The sequence below is a fragment of the Kineothrix sp. MB12-C1 genome (assembly GCF_030863805.1).
Lineage (GTDB): Bacteria > Bacillota > Clostridia > Lachnospirales > Lachnospiraceae > Kineothrix.
On record NZ_CP132957.1, the window covers coordinates 2851331 to 2869951 of the forward strand.

Below are 18621 nucleotides of genomic sequence, written 5' to 3' on the forward strand. Positions count from 1 at the left end.
TGTGCCGTAATGGGAAAGTATAGTTATAAGTTTTCTTATACTAGGAGATTACATACTATGGAAAAGAGTTCAACAAAGGATATGACAAGCGGTTCTCCGATGAAGTTGATATTAGGTTTCTCCATTCCGCTTTTATTCGGATTTTTATTTCAGCAGCTTTACAATATTGTTAATATGGTTATTGTAGGAAGGTTTCTCGGTGTGAATGCCCTGGCAGGGGTAGGAAGTACGGGCTCTGTTAACTTTCTGATTATCGGTTTTTGCATGGGCGTCTGTAACGGATTCGCAATTCCGTTGGCTCATAAGTTCGGTGCGAAGGATTTCGCCGGTATGCGTCGGTTTATCGCCAATAGCGTCTGGCTGTCAGCGTTGTTCGCGGTAGCTATGACAGCGTTGACCGCCATTTTCTGTCGTCCCCTTCTTATTCTTATGAAGACGCCGGAAAATATTTTTGCGGATGCTTATATTTATATTTTTATTATTTTCTTAGGGATTCCGGCCACTTATCTTTACAATCTGTTGTCCGGAATTATCCGTGCTATGGGGGACTCTAAGACACCTCTAGTTTTCCTTACGATATCCTCTGTATTAAATATTGTTTTGGATCTGATATTTATTCTGGTATTCGGTATGGGAGTTGCAGGAGCGGCAATAGGAACAGTTGTATCTCAGACAGTATCTGGGATTATGTGCCTGCTCTTTATTAGAAGGTTCCCGATGTTGAGAATCGAGAAGGAAGAGTGGAAAATAGACTTACATCATATGGTGACGCTGTGCAATATGGGAATCCCTATGGGGCTTCAATATTCTATTACGGCAATTGGAAGCGTTATCCTTCAGTCAGCAGTTAACAGCCTTGGTTCAGGTGTGGTAGCAACGGTTACTGCTGCCAGCAGAGTAAGCCTCTTCTTTTGCTGCCCTTTTGACGCTCTCGGTGCAGGAATGGCAACTTACAGCGGGCAGAATGTAGGAGCCAGGAAGTTAGATCGTCTCAGTGCAGGAGTGAAGGCTAGCTCTGTACTCGGAATTATTTATTCCATCCTCGCATTCTTTTTCCTGTTTTTCTTCGGTGGGCATCTATCAGCCTTATTCCTCGATGCAGGGGAGACACATTTGCTTGCGGATGCGAGATTATTTTTAATAATAAGCAGCGCGTTCTATATACCTTTAGTCTTTGTAAATATTCTACGTTTTACGATTCAGGGGATGGGATTTAGTACATTTGCCATTCTTGCCGGCGTGTGTGAGATGGCAGCAAGAACCTTAGCGGGAATCCTACTCGTTCCCGCCTTTGGCTTCGTGGCTGCGTGCTTTGCCGGTCCGTTAGCTTGGATATTTGCAGATGTCTTTTTGTTTCCTGCCTATATCCATGTGAAGAAGAAGCTGGAACGGATGATAAATAGTGAACAGATTACTTCATAAATTTTTATCATGGACTTTATTCATCCTTTCAACCATTAAGAACATAAGTACAACGAAGATGATTAAGTATATTGGGTACAGGCGGATGGTGATATGTTGTGCGATTAAGCCGAATAAAGGTGGGATAAGGGTACTGCCCACATAAGCACAGGCCATCTGCATGCCCATAATAGCCTGCGACTTGTCAGCTCCGAAGTTATCAGGAGTCTCATGCAGGAGGCTCGGATAAATGGGGGCACAGCCAAGTCCGATAAGGATTAGTCCGACAAGGGTCATAGAAGTGCCGAGAGGAAGAAGCAGAAGAAGGGTACCAATTCCTGCAATAGCCTGTCCGAGGCGTACCATGTTCCGATCCCCCAGACGATCCGTAATAAATCCGCAGACAAATCTTCCTATTGTAATTCCCAAGTAGAAAAGAGAAGCCCATTTAGCAGCAGTCTGTGTACCGATACCTTTATGGAGTACCATATAGCTGCTGGCCCATAATCCGGTAGTTGATTCCAGAGCACAGTAGCAGAAGAAAGCCACAAGAATGGCTTTTGCTCCGGGAAGTTTTATTGTATCGGTCAGACTGAGTGCTTTAGGTTCATGTACCTGCATCTCTTCTGGCTTTTTTCCATTTTTCCATAGGGGCAATGAGGCGATTAAAAGGATAACGAGTACGGATTGCACGATACCGATTACCGTATAACCGGAATTCCATTGTAAACCGTTAGTAAGACAAAGTCCCATCACATAAGGACCGGCGGTGGCTCCTACACCCCAGAAGCAGTGAAGCCAGCTCATATGGCGGGATTTATAGTGAAGCGCAACGAAATTGTTAAGGGCAGCATCGACGCTTCCTGCTCCGAGCCCATAAGGGATACCCCAGAGGCATAAGTGCCAGAAGGAACTGGAGAAAGAGAAACCAAATAATGCGATTGCTGTCATAGCGACGCTGATAAGGGTTACTGTTCCGGTACCGAAGCGTCGAATCATTTTATCGCTCAGAAGGCTGGAGATAATAGTGCCTCCTGCGATAATCATACTAATGATTCCGGCATAGGATATGGATACTCCGAATTCTTTGTATATGGCTGGCCAGGCTGAGCCTAATAAGGCATCCGGTAACCCCAGACTGATGAATGCTACATAGATAATTACTAATAAAATAGATGTCATGATAGTTCTCCCTTAGCATAGATTATACTGTAATGTAATAATACCGCCTTCTATCTCTTGAAACAATACTTATATGGACATATAATATAAGAAAAACGACTGAAAGGAGAAGCCATGGCTCTTCAACAATGTATGCTTAATTTGGATAGTACCGGAAGGGAGCTAAGCCCTCATGGAACGATAGATTTCCCTTGTGCGGCTTACTCCCATCATTGCATAAGCCCGTGGGATGAAATCCCCTGGCACTATCATGAAGAAATCGAGATTATTTATATTGCAGAAGGAACAATGAAGGTTCAGATTCCGGGGAAGGCTTTTAAGGTGAGGGAAGGAGAGGCGGCTTTTATCAATTCCGGTATATTACACCGTGCGGTGGCTGATCCCAGATGTGAATACCGATCTCTCGTTTTTTCAGATATGCTCATTACGGGAAGTAAGAACTCTATATTTGCTCAAAAATATATAGAACCTATTCTCCATTATTCTCATCTGGACGGCAGTCAACTTGTGAAAGAGGGGAATTGGCAGGAAGAACTTATTGAACACGTTACGGAAGCATTTGGGGCGATGGCGAAGGGGGAATTCGGCTATGAATTCCGGGTAAGAGAGAGATTATCCATGTTCTGTGCTTTACTTTATAGACGATACGAAGAGGAAATTAACAGAAACAATCCTGAAACGAATCAGGATGCAATCCGCATCCGCAAGATGTTAGATTTCATCCATGAACATTATGCAGAGAACTTGCAGCTCGGCCAGATTGCGCAGACAGCGGATATTGGAGAACGGGAGTGTCTGCGGTGTTTTCAACGAGTGATACAAGTTTCGCCTATACAGTATTTATTAAAATACAGAGTGAGGCAGGGAGCATCCATGTTACAGTATTCTTCTCATCTTGGGATTGCAGAGATTTCCATATTGTGTGGGTTTGACAGCCCGAGTAATTTTTCCAAGGTATTTAAGCGTTTTTTCTCATGTACACCTAAGGAGTATCGAAGTAATATGGTAGAAGAAAAATAAAACCCCGCATTTTCATGCGGGGAAAGATTAAAAGACTTATATGTAATTAAGCCGCCAGATGTCGGAATCCGATGAGCGTTGATTTTCATAAGCAAGTAATTCTAGGAAATGGTCATGAAAATGAGAGTATAAGTTCCAGTTATCGTTTGTTGAGATAATATCTGTCATGGATAGCCTCTTCGGTGTCTGTTCTTTTTGGTTATGCAATTGGCATCTACCTCCTTTTGGTAATTATAGTATATGGGATAAATATGAACGTGATGTGTTTATTTTCTTAAACAAAAATGATGTTTATTAGAAAAGAATAAGAAAATTATGAACTAAAAATAAAGAGGTATAATGAATAATATGAGTAATATGTGAGAATTGTGCGAAATATTGTGCGAAGCGGTTGAGAATCGACAATCTTCATGTTAAAATGAAACAGTAGTAAAAATAAAGTTAGTTTATTATCATATGAGTTTTTGTCGTAACTTCCTTTGTGGCAGAATCTCGTTTGTTAATAATAGGTGTTTTGTTTGGGAAAAGCGGCTCAAGAACTATTTGTTCTTGAGCCGCTTTGTCTCTTTACTGATTATATGATGTTAGTTTTTTGATATTTTAATTTTCTTCACTATTGTCTTTCTTGCCCGAAGTGAACTTAGAAAGAAGTGTAGCAATAGCAATAATCAAAATGGTAGAAATAAAAATACCTGCCATTCCCTTCCACATAATCTCCAGGGAGATAAGCACATTGTTCCAATCAACATTTAACATTTAAAACTTCCTCCTTATTTCAGATAGTTGGTTACGAGGTTAATAACGAGACCTCCGGCGATAACAGAAGCAATCTGTCCGGATACGTTAGCACCTGCTGCCTGCATGATAAGAACGTTGCCCGGGTCTTCCTTCATAGCCATCTTCTGTACGACACGAGAGGACATCGGGAATGCCGAAATACCTGCTGCACCAACCATAGGATTGATCTTGCTGCGCAAAAAGAGGTTGATGAATTTGGCAAAGAGTACACCGCCGATCGTATCGAATACGAATGCGAAGAGACCGATTAACATAACCATCAGGGTCTTCCAGTTAACGAATGCATCTGCCTGCATGCTAAAGGAGATGGTAATGCCGAGTAAGAGCGTAATTAAGTTAGCAAGTGAGGTCTGAGCCGTATCAGACATAGTTCCGAGCACACCGCATTCGCGAAGGAGGTTACCGAACATTAAGAAACCAACGAGCGAAACGGAAGAAGGTGCAATAAAGCCGACGATAAATGTAACGATAATAGGGAAGGCGATACGCATGGATTTGGATACCTGAGAAGGTCTGTAATCCATACGAATACAACGCTCCTTCTTCGTTGTAACAAGTTTGATAGCGAAAGGCTGTACGATAGGTACAAGTGCCATATAGGAGTAAGCGGCTACCGCAATCGCTCCGATATATTGGGAGCGAAGTATCTGTGATACTAAGATGGAAGTCGGGCCGTCAGCCGCACCGATAATACCGATGGAAGCTGCATCTTTTAAATCGAAGCCGAATAAGGTTGCTAATAAAATTGCGGCGAAGATACCGAACTGTGCAGCAGCACCGAATAAGAACATAACCGGTTTGGAAAGAAGAGGGCCGAAGTCAATCATAGCGCCAATACCGATAAAGAGAAGGATTGGAAGAGCTTCAGAAGCCTCGATTCCGACCTCGAACAACCATTGGATAATTCCGTGTGTTTCTCCTACACCGTCCAATACCTGATTAATTACGCCGGAGGCGGGCAGGTTGACAAGGATGGCACCGAAGCCCATCGGCAATAGCAGAGATGGCTCATATTCCTTCTTAATAGCGAGCCAGATCAGCAGGATGCCAATACCGTACATCACGATTTGCTGCCATGTGACAGACATAATACCTTCAATAATAAAACTCATGATTCGTTCTCCTTTTGTTTATTTATTATTTCTGCCGTAGCAGAAGTAATGACGCGGTCTTTTAACTGTGTAACGCTGAAAATGGCTTCCGGCGTCTTGATGGTAAGGGGGAGATGCATCTCCTCAGGAATATAGCCCAGTAATTCAATCAGATAACCGGATAACGTATCACAGTTACTTACAATGTGAAGGTGGAGTTCCTCGTTTAAGTCATATAGAAGTGTATTGCCGGGGATATGATAAGTATCGGAAGAAAGCTCCACGATTCCGGTATCGGCTTCTTCGTACTCTTCCCAGATATCTCCTACAATTTCCTCAATCAGATCCTCTAAGGTGACAAGACCTGATACTCCTCCGTATTCATCGACTAAAACGGCCATGTGTATCTTACTTTTCTGCATTTCCTGAAAAAGCTTGTCTATCTTTTGATTTTCAGGGACAAAATAAGGTTTCTGCAACAGCTCCCTTATATTGACATTAGTAAAAGACTGTTCCTTTGCTTTAATCATAAAGTCTTTTACTGAGAGTATTCCGATGATAGTATCCATATTTTTATCGTAAACAGGAATTCTGGAACGCTTACTTTGTAAAATAGTATCCAGATATTCGTCTCGGAATTTAGAAATATCGATAGCGACCATATCTTGTCTCGGCGTCATTACCTCCTTCGCCTTTTTATCATCAAAGGAGAAGATAGAAGTAATCATTTCCTTCTCAATATCGTTGAAAACACCGGTTTCCTGACCCGTTTCAAGCAAGGATTTAATCTCTTCTTCGGATACTTCCTCTTCGAGAGAGGCGGAGCTCATGCCAATCAGGTGAAGAAACCCGTTGGTGGAGAGAGATAGGAGCTTGATAAAAGGTGACATAACGATAGATACATAGTAGATGGGGGTTACACAAAAGAGACTAAAACCTTCTGCTTTCTGCAGGGCGACTCTCTTAGGAACCAATTCGCCGAAAACTAATGTAAAATAGGACAAGATAAGTGTAACAATTACCACAGCAAGCGTCCCGCTATAAGGAATTGCCATTTCAGCCATTCTGCCGGCAAGTACCTGTGAAATACCGGTTGCAGCAGATGCACTGGAAAAGAATCCTGCGAACGTAATCGCTACCTGGATGGTGGAGAGAAAGCTGGTGGAATTCTCGGAAAGATGAAGAATTAAGGCAGCCTTTTTATTACCGGCAGATGCCAGACGCTTAATCTTATTCTTGTTTACGGAGACCACCGCCATTTCCGCTCCGGCGAAAAACGCATTCACCAAGGTTAGAAAGACGAGAAATAGAAGCTGAGAAATAATTGTTCGGGCGACAGGGTCACTGTCCATAAAATAATACCTCCTTAAATATGTTGGTTATGATAAGGGATAAACTATATTTTGTTAATCCCTATCGATTTGCATATACATTATATATGAAAAAAATATATTTGTATATAAAAAAGTTGTTAAGAATTACGCACTTTTGGAAAGATAATAATGAGATAATAGGAGAAATATGACATAAAAAATAAAAAAAGGGAGAATTTGTCTTTAACTTTTTTCTATGTAGTGATATATTAATAAATAAGGATTAAAACTATGTAAGATTGGTTGGAGGATGAAGAGATGACAAGGGAACAATACGCACGAATCGATAGGAAGGTCTTGATTTTTATTATATTCATATTGATATTCAGCGCTATTTCAATGCTCAGGGAGGTAACAGGGGAGAACATACGACCAGCAACGTATATAGGATTGATAACCCCTGCTCTAATGCTTATTATCAGTATTGTGGGCTTTTTTATTTTTAATGGACGAAGAATATGCGGGTCTATATTAACGGGCTGCGGGGCTCTTACTTTTTTGGTGCTTATGTGCGTAAGCAGTGCGGAAATGTCCTATGTATATGCATTTCCGATTATGACAGCTTCCATGATGTATTTGAAGAAGCGCTTTGCGGCTGTTGGCAGTGTTTTTATTATTGTAGGTAATGTGATTTTTACGGTTAGGGAGATGTCACTTGGTACAATTAAGCTCGATTCCGCCTTGGTTCGATGGGGAATATCGATTCTTGCATGTGTGATCGCTTATGTAGCGATGAATCTCATAGAGAAGTTTAACGAAGAGAAAGTAGAAAGCATCCAGGAAGGGGCGAGACAGCAGCAGACTTCTTCCGGGAAGATGGTTCTGGTTGCGGAGAACATAGGAAAAGACTTTGAGAGAGCGAATGAGATGCTGATCCTTTTACAGGAGAGTGTAGATGCTAATAGTGCCACGATGTCAGATATTGCAGAAAGTACGGAAAGCACAGCTCATGCGATTCAAGAGCAGGCACTGATGTGTACGAACATTCAGGAAAGTGCTCATAAGGCAGGAGAGGAAACCGCTAAGATTATAGAGGTATCCATTACAGCATCTGAAAATGTAGCGGATGGAGTAGAATTTGTAAATCGTTTGATGCAGCAGGCGAGCGGTGTGGAAGAGTCCAGTAAAATGACGGTGGATGCCACCACCAGGCTGACGGAACGAGTGGATGAAGTTAGGAATATAGTAGGAGATATTATGAATATTTCTGCACAGACGAATCTGCTTGCCCTGAATGCTTCTATTGAAGCTGCCAGAGCAGGAGAGGCCGGCAGAGGATTTGCAGTGGTTGCCGAGGAAATCAGACAGCTCTCCGACCAGACGAAGGGGGCGACGGAACGAATTGGAGGAATTATTTCCGATTTAATTGAGAATGCTAAGGAGGCCGCAGAGAATCTGAACCATTCGGTAGATGTAATTGACGAACAGGCTAAGATGATCGATGTTACGAAGGAGAAATTCGAAACGATCAATGATGAGGTCATGGAACTTGCGGGCAGTATCGCAAGTTTGGAAGAGACAATAGATAATATTATGCAGGCGACCGGAGTGATATCGGAGAATATCTCTCAATTGTCAGCGACTGGTGAAGAGGTGGCCGCGGCTTCGGAAGAAGGCGTGAAATCTGCAGAAAGTTCAGTGGAGCAAATGGCAGAATGCAGAAAGATACTCGGTTCCATCCACGAGCTGGCACAGGGATTGAAAGAAGTATAATATTGCTACAATATTATAATATTTTAGCGATATTATACTGCGCCGAGCAAAGCGAGTGTGCAAAAAAATATACCGTGGCCGCTTGCGGACAAGGTATAATATTTTAGCGATATTATACTGCGCCGAGCAAAGCGAGTGTGCAAAAAAATATACCGTGGCCGCTTGCGGACAAGGTATAATATTTTAGCGATATTATACTGCGCCGAGCAAAGCGAGTGTGCAAAAAAATATACCGTGGCCGCTTGCGGACAAGGTATAAGATATCTCCGGCAGGAAAGGAAAAGGAGTATGTCGAAAGTAATAGAGAATTTCATGGAATATGTGAAGATAGATACGGAATCGCAGGATGGGAGTATATCTACTCCAAGTACGGCGAAGCAGTATGACTTGGCCAATGTTCTGGTGAGGCAGTTAGAGGAGATGGGGGCGGAGGAAATTGTTCTGGATAAGGAACATTGTTACGTGTATGCTTCCGTTCCGGCATCCAAGGGGTGTGAAAATGCACCCGTTATCGGTTTTATTGCTCATATGGATACTTCTCCGGCCGTTACAGGCAGGAATGTGAATCCCCGTATTGTGGAAAATTATGATGGAAATGATATTGTATTAAATGTTCAGGAAAATGTCGTGATGAAGACCAGGGACTTCCCGGAGATGCTTTCTTATATAGGGAAAAGCTTAATCGTAACAGATGGTACTACATTGCTCGGTGCGGATGACAAAGCAGGAATTGCTGAAATTATGGCGATGGCGGAATATCTTCTGACACATCCTGAGATTATTCATGGCAAAATAAGAATTGGATTTACTCCGGATGAGGAAATAGGAGCGGGTGCTGATTATTTCGATGTCAAGCTGTTCGGTGCGGATTATGCCTATACGGTGGACGGCGGCAGGCTGGGTGAACTGGAGTATGAGAATTTCAACGCGGCAGGAGCGAAGGTTGCGATTCGAGGTCGCAGCGTGCATCCCGGAGATGCAAAGAATAAGATGAAAAATGCCTTGCTTCTCGCTCAGGAGTTCCAATCGATGCTCCCGGTATGGGAAAATCCGATGTATACGGAGGAGTATGAGGGATTCTATCATCTGGACGCCTTGCATGGAACGGTGGAAGAAGCGACAGCCGAATATATTATAAGAGACCACGACAGGGAAAAATTTGAACAGAAAAAAGAATTGTTTCTTAGCATAGGAAGTTTCTTAAACGAGAAATATGGTGAGGGAACCTTTACCATTGATCTTAAGGATTCTTATTACAATATGCGTGAGATTATCGAGAAGGATATGCATCTTGTGGATAATGCGAAGGCAGTCATGGAGGAGCTTGGAGTTCTCCCGATCGTGATACCGATTCGAGGAGGAACAGATGGTGCGAGGTTATCCTATATGGGACTTCCTTGTCCGAATATTTGTACGGGAGGACACAATTTCCACGGAAGGTATGAGTATATCTGCGTGGAATCCATGGAGAAGATTGTGGAACTGCTCGTTCGTATTACAGAGAAATATGCTAAGAAGTGCGTTTAGTATTCTGAACAGTTACGAAACATATGACAACCTATGCCCGGCATATACTGTAACAACAGTTATGCCGGGTGTTTTGTCTATGAATCGATATATTGAAAAGGTGAGAAAGAAAATAGGTGAGATTTTTCCGAAGAGAGAAGAAGAACAATCGGAAGAGGAGTATAGAAAAGTGCTAATGATAAGAGGAGTGGAAGCTATTGTATTCTTGTTTGCCGCCTTGGCGATCGTAAGGGGAGCGATATCCGTTCTGCCGGCTTCTGTTACCGTCAGCAGTAGTGTAAATGGAAGGGCGCTTCCTATTTACTCTGTGGAAACTGAGAAAAAACAGATAGCTCTTTCCTTTGATGCGGCTTGGGGGAATGGGGACACAGCGCGTATATTAGAAATCCTCAAAAAAAATAATATTTATTCCACTTTCTTCATGACAGGTGGATGGGTGGAAGCTTATCCTGAGGATGTGAAAGCTATTTTGGCAGCAGGTCACGATTTGGGAAACCACAGCGATAACCATAAAAACATGTCTCAACTATCGGAACAGCAGTGTAAGGAAGAGATTCTGGAGGTACATAGAAAAGTACAGGAATTAACAGGGTATGAAATGTTCCTGTTCAGACCTCCATACGGTGACTATAATAATCGTGTCATAAATGCGGCATCGGAATGTGGTTATTATGCGATCCAGTGGAATTTGGATTCATTAGATTGGAAGGATTATGGTGTGAACGCTATTTTAGATAGGGTGCTGAATAGTGAACAGTTGGAAAACGGATCCATTGTGCTGTGTCATAATGGTGCTAAGTTTACAGCAGATGCACTGGAGAGCCTTATAAAAGGGCTGCAAGATAAGGGATTCGAGATTGTTCCTGTATCGGAGTTGATTTATAGAAATGCTTATCATATGGATGCTGAAGGCAGACAGATAAGGAACTGATAGAAGCTATAATAAATAAGAAAGCAATCTTCTTTTTATAAAAGGAGGGGCTTTCTTATTTTTATTATAGGAGATATAACGCTTCCATCAGTGTGCAAGCGTTATTACATTTTATAGGAAATGCCTTGTTCATTAAAGTGTAAAGGTGTTAATCCTATTGAAATATTTTGTTATTTGTTTTATTGTGTCATATTATGATATATGATAAAATTAAATCGGATATTCGCCAAAAATTGAAGAAATAAACGCAGAATCTGCGGAGGAAATATAAGCTATGTGGATAAAAAATAAAGTGTGGAAACCATTGTTGATAGTGGGCATCTTCTGCTGTGCATTGGCAGTGACTTTGGTAATTTATGTGGACAGGCTGGAGCAAGAGTTAAACGAAGAGATTGTAAGTGTATTGAAGGAGACTTCAGAGCAGAACGTCGTGATTCTAAATAAAGAAGTAGAAGGGAAATTTATCCTTTTAGAGGCGGTAGCCAACCGATTAGCCGATTGTGAAGTGTTTGAACCGGAGAGGGAGCTGAAAGAACTACAAAAGGAAGTGAAGCAGCATTCCTTGAAACGAATTGGGATTATTATGGCCGATGGAACGACTTATACGACGGATCAGAAGCAATTGGAATTAGGTGACAAAGAAAATATATTAGGAAGCATGAAAGGAAAAAGGGTGATATCGAGACGGATTAGGTCTCAAACTAATGGGGAGGACATTATCGTATTTAGTGTACCTATTTATAAAAATAATGAAGTTCATGCGGTGGTATTTAGCACTCATGGGATTGATGAAATACAACAAATGCTTTCTGTCTCTATTTTTGATGGGGCGGGATATTCATATATCGTAGAGACAAATGGAAATATAGTAATTAATACGGCTGCTCATGGCGGATTTGCTGAATATGAAAATATATATACAGCCTTGGAGAATAGTTCTGCAAGTAATTCCAAAGTTGTTCGTAATATGCGGGAGGATTTGCAATATAATAAGAGCGGATATATATATTTCCACAATAAAGTAGATAAATACATGTACTATTCCCCCCTTCCGATTAGAGACTGGTATGTCTTGAGCGTGGTTCCGGCCGACATTATGGATTCCACCAAAAATAATATTATGATACTTACCTATGTACTTTGCGGTATATTGGCTATTGCATATGGGATTCTTATCTCCTATATCATCCAAACGGAGAAGAAGAAACAAAAGGAGCTTACTGATATTTTATATGTGGATACGGTAACAGGAGGATATTCCTATGCGAGATTTTGTGCGGAAGCAGCGCAGCGGTTGAAGAAAACATCGTTAAGTGCGGCTTATATCGTGATGGATATCGATCAGTTTAAAATTGTGAATGAGCTATTTGGATATGAAGCGGGGGATGCAACGCTGCGTTATATATGGAGAATCTGGAGGATATGCAGCCGGGCAGATGAGGTTTACGCAAGACGCATCGCGGATCAATATGTGGTACTTTGGTTTTTCGATAGCAGGGAAGAGTTGCATGAGAGGGTGGAAGATTTTCTTGAAATCTTACAGAAAAGTTATTCTAATAATATCAGTGAATATATGTTGAAAGCCACACTCGGCATTTATCTTGTAAAGGATAAGAGCGAAGAGATACAAAATATGATGAATTATGCAACTATGGCTCATTCTGCTGTAAAGGGGAAAGAAGATACCACATATACATTTTATGATGATGATTTTAAGCACAAACTGCTGAATGATAAGTTATTGGCGGACCAGATGAAACGGGCACTGAGACACCGGGAATTTATTGTATATTATCAGCCTAAATATAATGTTATGACGAAGAAACTTGTAGGGGCAGAAGCGTTGGTACGCTGGAAAAGGCGCGATGGTTCCATAATGATGCCGGGGCGCTTTATTCCGCTCGCGGAAAAGAGTGGATTTATTAATTATCTGGATAAATATGTATTTGCAGAAGTATGTAGGAAGCAGAAGGAATGGCTGAAAGCGGGCGGACATACAGTACCGATATCCGTCAATCTCTCTCGAAGACATTTATATAGCGATAATTTTATGGAAGAGTATAAAGAGATGGTGGAGCAAGCCGAAGTGCCGGCAAGATACTTGCAGCTCGAATTGACAGAAAGTGCTATCTTTGAGAACAAAGAAGAATTATGCCAGATTATTGACACCCTTCATGCTATGGGATTTAGTATACAGATGGATGACTTTGGTACAGGATATTCTTCCCTTATGATGTTAAAATCCGTTCCAATCGATGTGTTGAAGCTGGATAAAAGTTTTGTGGATGATTTCGATGATCCGAAAGGGCAGAAGATTATAACCAGTGTTATCAATCTGGCACAAGAACTTCATATTGAAGTTACGGCAGAGGGAGTTGAGACAAAAGAACAATATGAATTTCTAAGAAATCTGGGATGTAATACCATACAAGGATTTTATTTTTCACGGCCAATGCCGGAGGAAGAATTTGAAAAGCTGCTATCAATGTCCGCGATAGAGCCGGATGGGAAGTTGGAAAATGAAACTGTGCCATCCTATACATAAGATATGGAATGGTCACTGTGAATTGCAACGGCATAAAATACGAATGATAAAAGGATAGGGAGAGTAAGGAATGACGCTGGGAGGAAAAAAGGTCATGCCCGTTATATGGCTAATCATAGGAGCGTTGATGGCAGAAGTATTTCTCTGTAATTTTTCTTCATGGAAAAGCCTGTATTATAGAGAGGAAATTATCTTTTCGAGTGAAGAAATGGTGGTAGAAGGAGGAGAACTGTTAGAGAAAGGAATAGGGGAATATATTGTCCGGGAAGGTGTATTACAGATGCGGCTTCCTCAGATTGACCGAGAGCTTTATAATCTGTCTATTGCGGCAGAATTTTCTGAAGATGCAGCGATTCCTTATACGTTATGGCTGACAGATGAAGGAAACCACTATTTTTATAGCTTACCTGAGAACTATTTGGTTCCCGGAATCTCTAGAACTTCTTTTACCAATTTATATCCTTCGGGGAAGGTAAGAGAGATTATTGTGCAGTTGGATGTGGTACCGGGAAGTGTAGTGAAGGTGGGGGAGATTCGGGCGAATACTTACATACCTTTTTCTTTTCACCCGGAGAGACTTTTATTTTTCTTTGGAATATCCCTTCTATTTTATTTGTTGAGGAATACTTCGATAAAAATAGAAGGAAAGGTGAAGCAAGTCGTTATGGTTTCGATCGTCGTATTGTTAATAGGTATGGCTTTTCGTCTTACCAATGTGAATCCGGTTGCCCGTATTTCTCCATGGCCGCATCACAAACAATACCAGGAATTGGCGGAGGCAATGGCAAAGGGACAGCTATTTCTGGATATAGAGCCTTCCGAAGAACTTAGGAATGTATCTAACCCTTACGATACTATCTATCTACAGGCAAATAGGATTGATTACAGAGCGGATTATGCTTATTATGAGGGAAAATATTACGTGTATTTCGGAGTAGTGCCTGAGCTTATGTTTTACCTGCCTTTTTACCTGCTGACCGGACATCATCTTCCGAATTATTTTGTTGTCTTTCTTTATTATAGTGGCTTCATTGCTTCAGTATTTGTCTTGTATGGAGAGGTGATAAAAAGATGGTTTTCGAAAATTCCTTTTGCTATCTACCTGCTTCTTAGTACAATGACAGTGATGTGCGGTACTTATTTAACGGTTATTATCCGTCCTGATTTGTATCATGCACCGATTATAGCTGCGACCATGTTTACAGTGGGTGGACTTTGGTTGTGGATCAAAGGAAAATATGCGGAAGAAAAGCGGAAGAAGATTTATTTTCTTCTCGGTTCCCTGAGTATGGCGTTGGTGGCGGGCTGCAGGCCGCAAATGCTGCTGTTTTCTATTCTGGCAGTTCCTCTTTTCTGGGAAGAGGTGATAAAGAAACGTGAACTATTTTCCAGGCGTTCGTTATGGAACACCGTATGTATCTGCATACCTTACGTGGTGATAGCAATAGGGATTATGTATTATAATGGAGCCAGGTTTTCTTCGCCGTTCGACTTCGGTGCAACTTATAGCCTGACCAGCAACGATATGACAAGAAGAAGCTTTCAGTTACAGCAGACTTTTCTCGGCCTATGGCATTATTTCCTGCAGCCGCCGTTTATAGGAAGCGATTTTCCCTACTTATTAGGTAATCAGATTACCTCTGCTTCTTATATGGGGAAACTGAATGCGGAGTATACTTATGGAGGTTTGTTAGCATGCAATGTATTCACTTGGGTACTTTTTGTTCTGTTTACAAAGAAGGGAAGAATGGAACTTAAGCGGAAGGGAATCTATGGGATTGTACTGACCAGTATAGCAATTTCTCTTATGATCGGTATTGTGGATGTGACCGGAGCGGGCATATTACAGCGATATATGGTGGATATGATATGGGGCATGTGGTTTGCGGCGGTGCTGGTGATGCTTCTTTTTATTGAGAAGGCAGAAGGCGGTGCATACTACCGTATGTTAATGGGAGTAATTGTTGTTGTATTTCTTCTTCAGGCAGCTTACGGATTCGGAGTGGTCTTCGGAGGAGGAGATTTGAGTGTAAATGTGAGAAGAACGAATCCTGAACTGTATTATCGGGTAAAAGAGTTATTTGTATTTTAATGGACAAATGGAATTATACATGTTATAGTTGATATAGAACTGTGGAGCGAAAATGAATATAAATTGTGAACCTGTCTATTGGAAAGTAAAATCCGTTAGATGGGTTTTTTGTGTTTGCCCTGGTTTTTATGGTTCCATTAAGAAGATCTGCACTGCTTTATAAAAAGAAAGTGTACTCACACAGTAGAAGACAATAGATGGTAGTATCGTGAAGAACGTAGATATGTAGGTATAATATTTTAATAGTATTATACTGCGCCGAGCAAAGCGAGTGTGCAAAAAAACATACCGTGGCCGCTTGCGGACAAGGTATAATATTTTAACTATATTATACTGCGCCGAGCAAAGCGAGTGTGCAAAAAACATACCATGGCCGCTTGCGGACAAGGTATAATATTTTAACTATATTATACTGCGCCGAGCAAAGCGAGTGTGCAAAAAACATACCATGGCCGCTTGCGGACAAGGTATATGATTGGATGAATTTGTATGGAGGGATGTTTATGAGGAATTGGAAGAATGTGAAGTTAGGGGAATTTAGAAGGATAGGGAGATGTGAAAGAACTGCCGTTATCGCATTGGTGTTGATACTTACTTTGTCAGGACAGCGTCCGGTATTGGTAAGAGCAGAAGAAGAAAGTTCCCGGAAGGTTGTAACACAGGAGATTTATCACCACCATATAGGAAGTGAGCAGGAAGGAAGCGGATGTTATCAGGAGGCGGTGCGGCATCACCACGAAGGCAGTGCCAGTGTGGAAGGTGGATGTTACCGTATGCCGATTTATCATCTTCATACGGGAAATGCTGTTGCCGGAGGAGGCTGTTTTGCCGAAAAGGTGTATCACACCCATAGCGGTTCTTCCGTATCAGGAGGTGGCTGTTATCAGACTCCGGTGAAGCATGTTCATAGGGGCTCGGCTTCGGCGGGTGGCGGCTGCTATAGCGTTCCCGTATATCATGTGCATACAGAGGTTGGAGGAGGATGCTATGAGCCGGTGTATCACACACATACGAGCGATTGTTACAAAACGGAAAGGTGCAATATGGAATACAAGGGCGCTTTGCAGGTACTGCGGACAGAGAATAATTATTGTTCCCATCACGGGAATACACAGCATGCAGAAATAAAGGGAAGTTATTGGCATACGTCCTGTGGGGCCGGAATGACAGATGCGACACATTATATGTGCTGGACATGTCAGCGTTTTAACAAGAATCATGATTATCAGAGTCTGATATGCACGAAAGGAGAGGCAACAATAGAAGAGTGGCGGCTTGTCTGTGCCAAAGGCAGCGAGGCGGTGGAAACCTGGCAGTTAGGATGCGGGAGTACGGCAGAAACGGTAGAATCTTATAAAAATAGCTGTGGAAAAACGGAAAAGACCATTGATTCTTATAAAAGAAACTGCGGGAAGAATGAACAAAGTATAGATGCTTATGCGATAAACTGCGGCAATACGGAAGAAACGATAGAGTTTTATAAGAGGAGCTGCAAAAGGGAGGAAGAAACACCTTATGCCAGAATCTCAATTATCAATCATAACAACAGTTGGACTGCGGGTGCTCAGAGATTAGAAGCGTCCTATGAGGAATTGAATTCTATAGAAACCGAAGGGAACTTTCTGAAGTTAGGAGAGCAGGACATTTACTGGGAAAAGATAGGTGAAGGTAATCGGATAGAGGTGACGGAAAACGGAACTTATACAGCGGTACTGCAAGCAACAAATGAGGATATTCATAAAGAACAATTGCATCTGTCGATAACGGTAAATACCATTGATAAAAACGCTCCTGTCATTGAAATGGTGTCTTACGATAAGAAGGAGAAAATGATAAACATAAAGGCTAAAGATCTGCAGCCGGATGGAAGCCAAGGGAGTGGGCTGGCTGAGAAGGCTTATTCCTATGATGGTGGAAAGACTTGGAGTGAAGAGAATCAAAGCAGAATAGAAGGCGTGGGAACCTTCCACATTCTTGTGAGAGATCGATGCGATAATACAGCGAAGAAGGAACTTTTCGTTGAGAAGGAGGAAGTGAAGGAAGAAGTGGAGGATGAGGTGAAGGAGGAAGTGAAGGAAGAAGAGCCACGGGAAGAAGAATCTGACGAGGAAGAGGAGGAAGAAGTACCGGATACCGATTCGGAAGAAGATAGTTCCAAGAAGGCAGGGGGAGGAAATGGAAATAAAGGCAATGGTGAAGGGAGTGGAAATAATCGAGAGTCCGATGGTGAGAATACCGAGGCAACTCCTATAATAGATGAGAAGAAAGAAGAAAAAGAGCTTCCCATATTATCGGTAAAGAAGCCGGCGGTAAAAAAGAAGAGCGGTGCAAAAGAAGTGAAGGGAAAATCCCGAAAGACGCCGGGAATGGTGCTAAGAGAAGAAGAACAGAATTATGAGGTGAAAAGGGAAACGAAGAAACAAGAGCCATTGTCGGCGCCCCCTGAAAGAGAAGAGATCCCTGTGCAAAGTATAAAGCGTGAGAATGGAAGTGCGAATATAATGAAAGCGGCTGCCTTTACCATGGGGGGTGTTGTAGGAGCAGCAGGAATTCTATGGTTGATTTACCTGCTGTTTGGAACGGTAAGAATCTATCATAACGATGGAGAGGGAAAGTATCATTATGCGGGAAGTGGTATTGTGAAAAGGAAGGGGGGAATCTTCGAATTGAATCTTCCGCTTATGATATTGGAGCAATCCGTTACCGGACAGTATTGCTTGAAACCGGGACAGTTGTTCGTAGGAAGGAATAAGGGCAAGGAGCTCGTGGTGACAGCAGGGGACAGAAGATTGTCTGTATGGATTGATGAAGAAATACCGCTCAGATTATAAGTGGATGTATAAAAATGCAATAAAATCAAAAAACATGCATATACATTATTGATTTTAAAGTATGAACATGATATGCTGACCTATATTAAAGAGAAATAGAAAGATGAGGTTATTATT

The 18621-nt window shown here is 41.8% G+C and carries 12 protein-coding genes; 8 read left to right on the forward strand and 4 right to left on the reverse strand.

Annotated elements, in window-relative coordinates:
• The first annotated feature begins 57 nt into the window (after positions 1 to 57).
• Complete coding sequence (locus RBB56_RS13085) at positions 58 to 1422, forward strand: MATE family efflux transporter (protein WP_306719413.1); 1365 nt, start codon at positions 58 to 60, stop codon at positions 1420 to 1422.
• Here RBB56_RS13085 and RBB56_RS13090 read toward each other — a convergent pair.
• On the reverse strand, positions 1417 to 2583 hold the full coding sequence (locus RBB56_RS13090; RefSeq protein ID WP_306719414.1) for an MFS transporter: 1167 nt from the start codon (positions 2581 to 2583) through the stop codon (positions 1417 to 1419). The genes RBB56_RS13085 and RBB56_RS13090 overlap by 6 nt on opposite strands.
• 114 nt (positions 2584 to 2697) lie before the next feature.
• Here RBB56_RS13090 and RBB56_RS13095 point away from each other — a divergent pair, with 114 nt between their 5' ends.
• Entirely contained in the window at positions 2698 to 3603 is a 906-nt protein-coding gene (locus RBB56_RS13095) for an AraC family transcriptional regulator (protein WP_306719415.1), read from the forward strand.
• Between the two features lie 600 nt (positions 3604 to 4203).
• On the opposite strand, the gene RBB56_RS13100 is transcribed toward RBB56_RS13095, so the two are convergent.
• From RBB56_RS13100 to RBB56_RS13110, 3 genes are read right to left on the reverse strand one after another with little or no spacing between them, the layout of a single operon-like run.
• The gene (locus RBB56_RS13100; protein ID WP_306719416.1) at positions 4204 to 4359 is read right to left on the reverse strand and encodes a hypothetical protein; all 156 of its coding nucleotides are present in this window, start codon (positions 4357 to 4359) and stop codon (positions 4204 to 4206) included.
• A gap of 14 nt (positions 4360 to 4373) precedes the next feature.
• Complete coding sequence (locus RBB56_RS13105) at positions 4374 to 5513, reverse strand: sodium ion-translocating decarboxylase subunit beta (protein ID WP_306719417.1); 1140 nt, start codon at positions 5511 to 5513, stop codon at positions 4374 to 4376.
• A complete protein-coding gene (locus tag RBB56_RS13110) occupies positions 5510 to 6844 on the reverse strand; it encodes a hemolysin family protein (RefSeq protein WP_306719418.1) in 1335 nt (444 codons plus the stop codon). Before RBB56_RS13110 ends, RBB56_RS13105 begins: the two co-directional genes overlap by 4 nt.
• Before the next feature lie 279 nt (positions 6845 to 7123).
• On the opposite strand from RBB56_RS13110, the gene RBB56_RS13115 reads away from it, so the two are divergent.
• The 6 genes from RBB56_RS13115 (at position 7124) to RBB56_RS13140 (ending at position 18504) form a co-directional block, all read left to right on the forward strand.
• Entirely contained in the window at positions 7124 to 8578 is a 1455-nt protein-coding gene (locus tag RBB56_RS13115) for a methyl-accepting chemotaxis protein (protein ID WP_306719419.1), read from the forward strand.
• A gap of 288 nt (positions 8579 to 8866) precedes the next feature.
• Entirely contained in the window at positions 8867 to 10105 is a 1239-nt protein-coding gene (pepT, locus tag RBB56_RS13120; protein WP_306719420.1) for a peptidase T, read from the forward strand.
• A gap of 79 nt (positions 10106 to 10184) precedes the next feature.
• A complete protein-coding gene (locus RBB56_RS13125) occupies positions 10185 to 11036 on the forward strand; it encodes a polysaccharide deacetylase family protein (RefSeq protein ID WP_306719421.1) in 852 nt (283 codons plus the stop codon).
• Between the two features lie 274 nt (positions 11037 to 11310).
• On the forward strand, positions 11311 to 13581 hold the full coding sequence (locus RBB56_RS13130; RefSeq protein WP_306719422.1) for a bifunctional diguanylate cyclase/phosphodiesterase: 2271 nt from the start codon (positions 11311 to 11313) through the stop codon (positions 13579 to 13581).
• A gap of 70 nt (positions 13582 to 13651) precedes the next feature.
• On the forward strand, positions 13652 to 15673 hold the full coding sequence (locus RBB56_RS13135) for a hypothetical protein (protein WP_306719423.1): 2022 nt from the start codon (positions 13652 to 13654) through the stop codon (positions 15671 to 15673).
• 503 nt (positions 15674 to 16176) lie between these two features.
• Positions 16177 to 18504, forward strand: a complete 2328-nt coding sequence (locus RBB56_RS13140) for a hypothetical protein (RefSeq protein ID WP_306719424.1) — start codon at positions 16177 to 16179, stop codon at positions 18502 to 18504.
• The last annotated feature ends 117 nt before the right edge of the window (positions 18505 to 18621 follow it).

Bases quoted from the DNA above. Each gene is read 5' to 3' on its own strand.
- RBB56_RS13085 (WP_306719413.1), top strand. From the start codon at position 58: ATGGAAAAGAGTTCAACAAAGGATATGACAAGCGGTTCTCCGATGAAG.
- RBB56_RS13100 (WP_306719416.1), bottom strand. From the start codon at position 4,359: ATGTTAAATGTTGATTGGAACAATGTGCTTATCTCCCTGGAGATTATG.
- RBB56_RS13140 (WP_306719424.1), top strand. From the start codon at position 16,177: ATGAGGAATTGGAAGAATGTGAAGTTAGGGGAATTTAGAAGGATAGGG.
- RBB56_RS13105 (WP_306719417.1), bottom strand. From the start codon at position 5,513: ATGAGTTTTATTATTGAAGGTATTATGTCTGTCACATGGCAGCAAATC.
- RBB56_RS13130 (WP_306719422.1), top strand. From the start codon at position 11,311: ATGTGGATAAAAAATAAAGTGTGGAAACCATTGTTGATAGTGGGCATC.
- RBB56_RS13135 (WP_306719423.1), top strand. From the start codon at position 13,652: ATGACGCTGGGAGGAAAAAAGGTCATGCCCGTTATATGGCTAATCATA.
- RBB56_RS13090 (WP_306719414.1), bottom strand. From the start codon at position 2,583: ATGACATCTATTTTATTAGTAATTATCTATGTAGCATTCATCAGTCTG.
- RBB56_RS13095 (WP_306719415.1), top strand. From the start codon at position 2,698: ATGGCTCTTCAACAATGTATGCTTAATTTGGATAGTACCGGAAGGGAG.
- RBB56_RS13125 (WP_306719421.1), top strand. From the start codon at position 10,185: ATGAATCGATATATTGAAAAGGTGAGAAAGAAAATAGGTGAGATTTTT.
- RBB56_RS13115 (WP_306719419.1), top strand. From the start codon at position 7,124: ATGACAAGGGAACAATACGCACGAATCGATAGGAAGGTCTTGATTTTT.
- pepT (WP_306719420.1), top strand. From the start codon at position 8,867: ATGTCGAAAGTAATAGAGAATTTCATGGAATATGTGAAGATAGATACG.
- RBB56_RS13110 (WP_306719418.1), bottom strand. From the start codon at position 6,844: ATGGACAGTGACCCTGTCGCCCGAACAATTATTTCTCAGCTTCTATTT.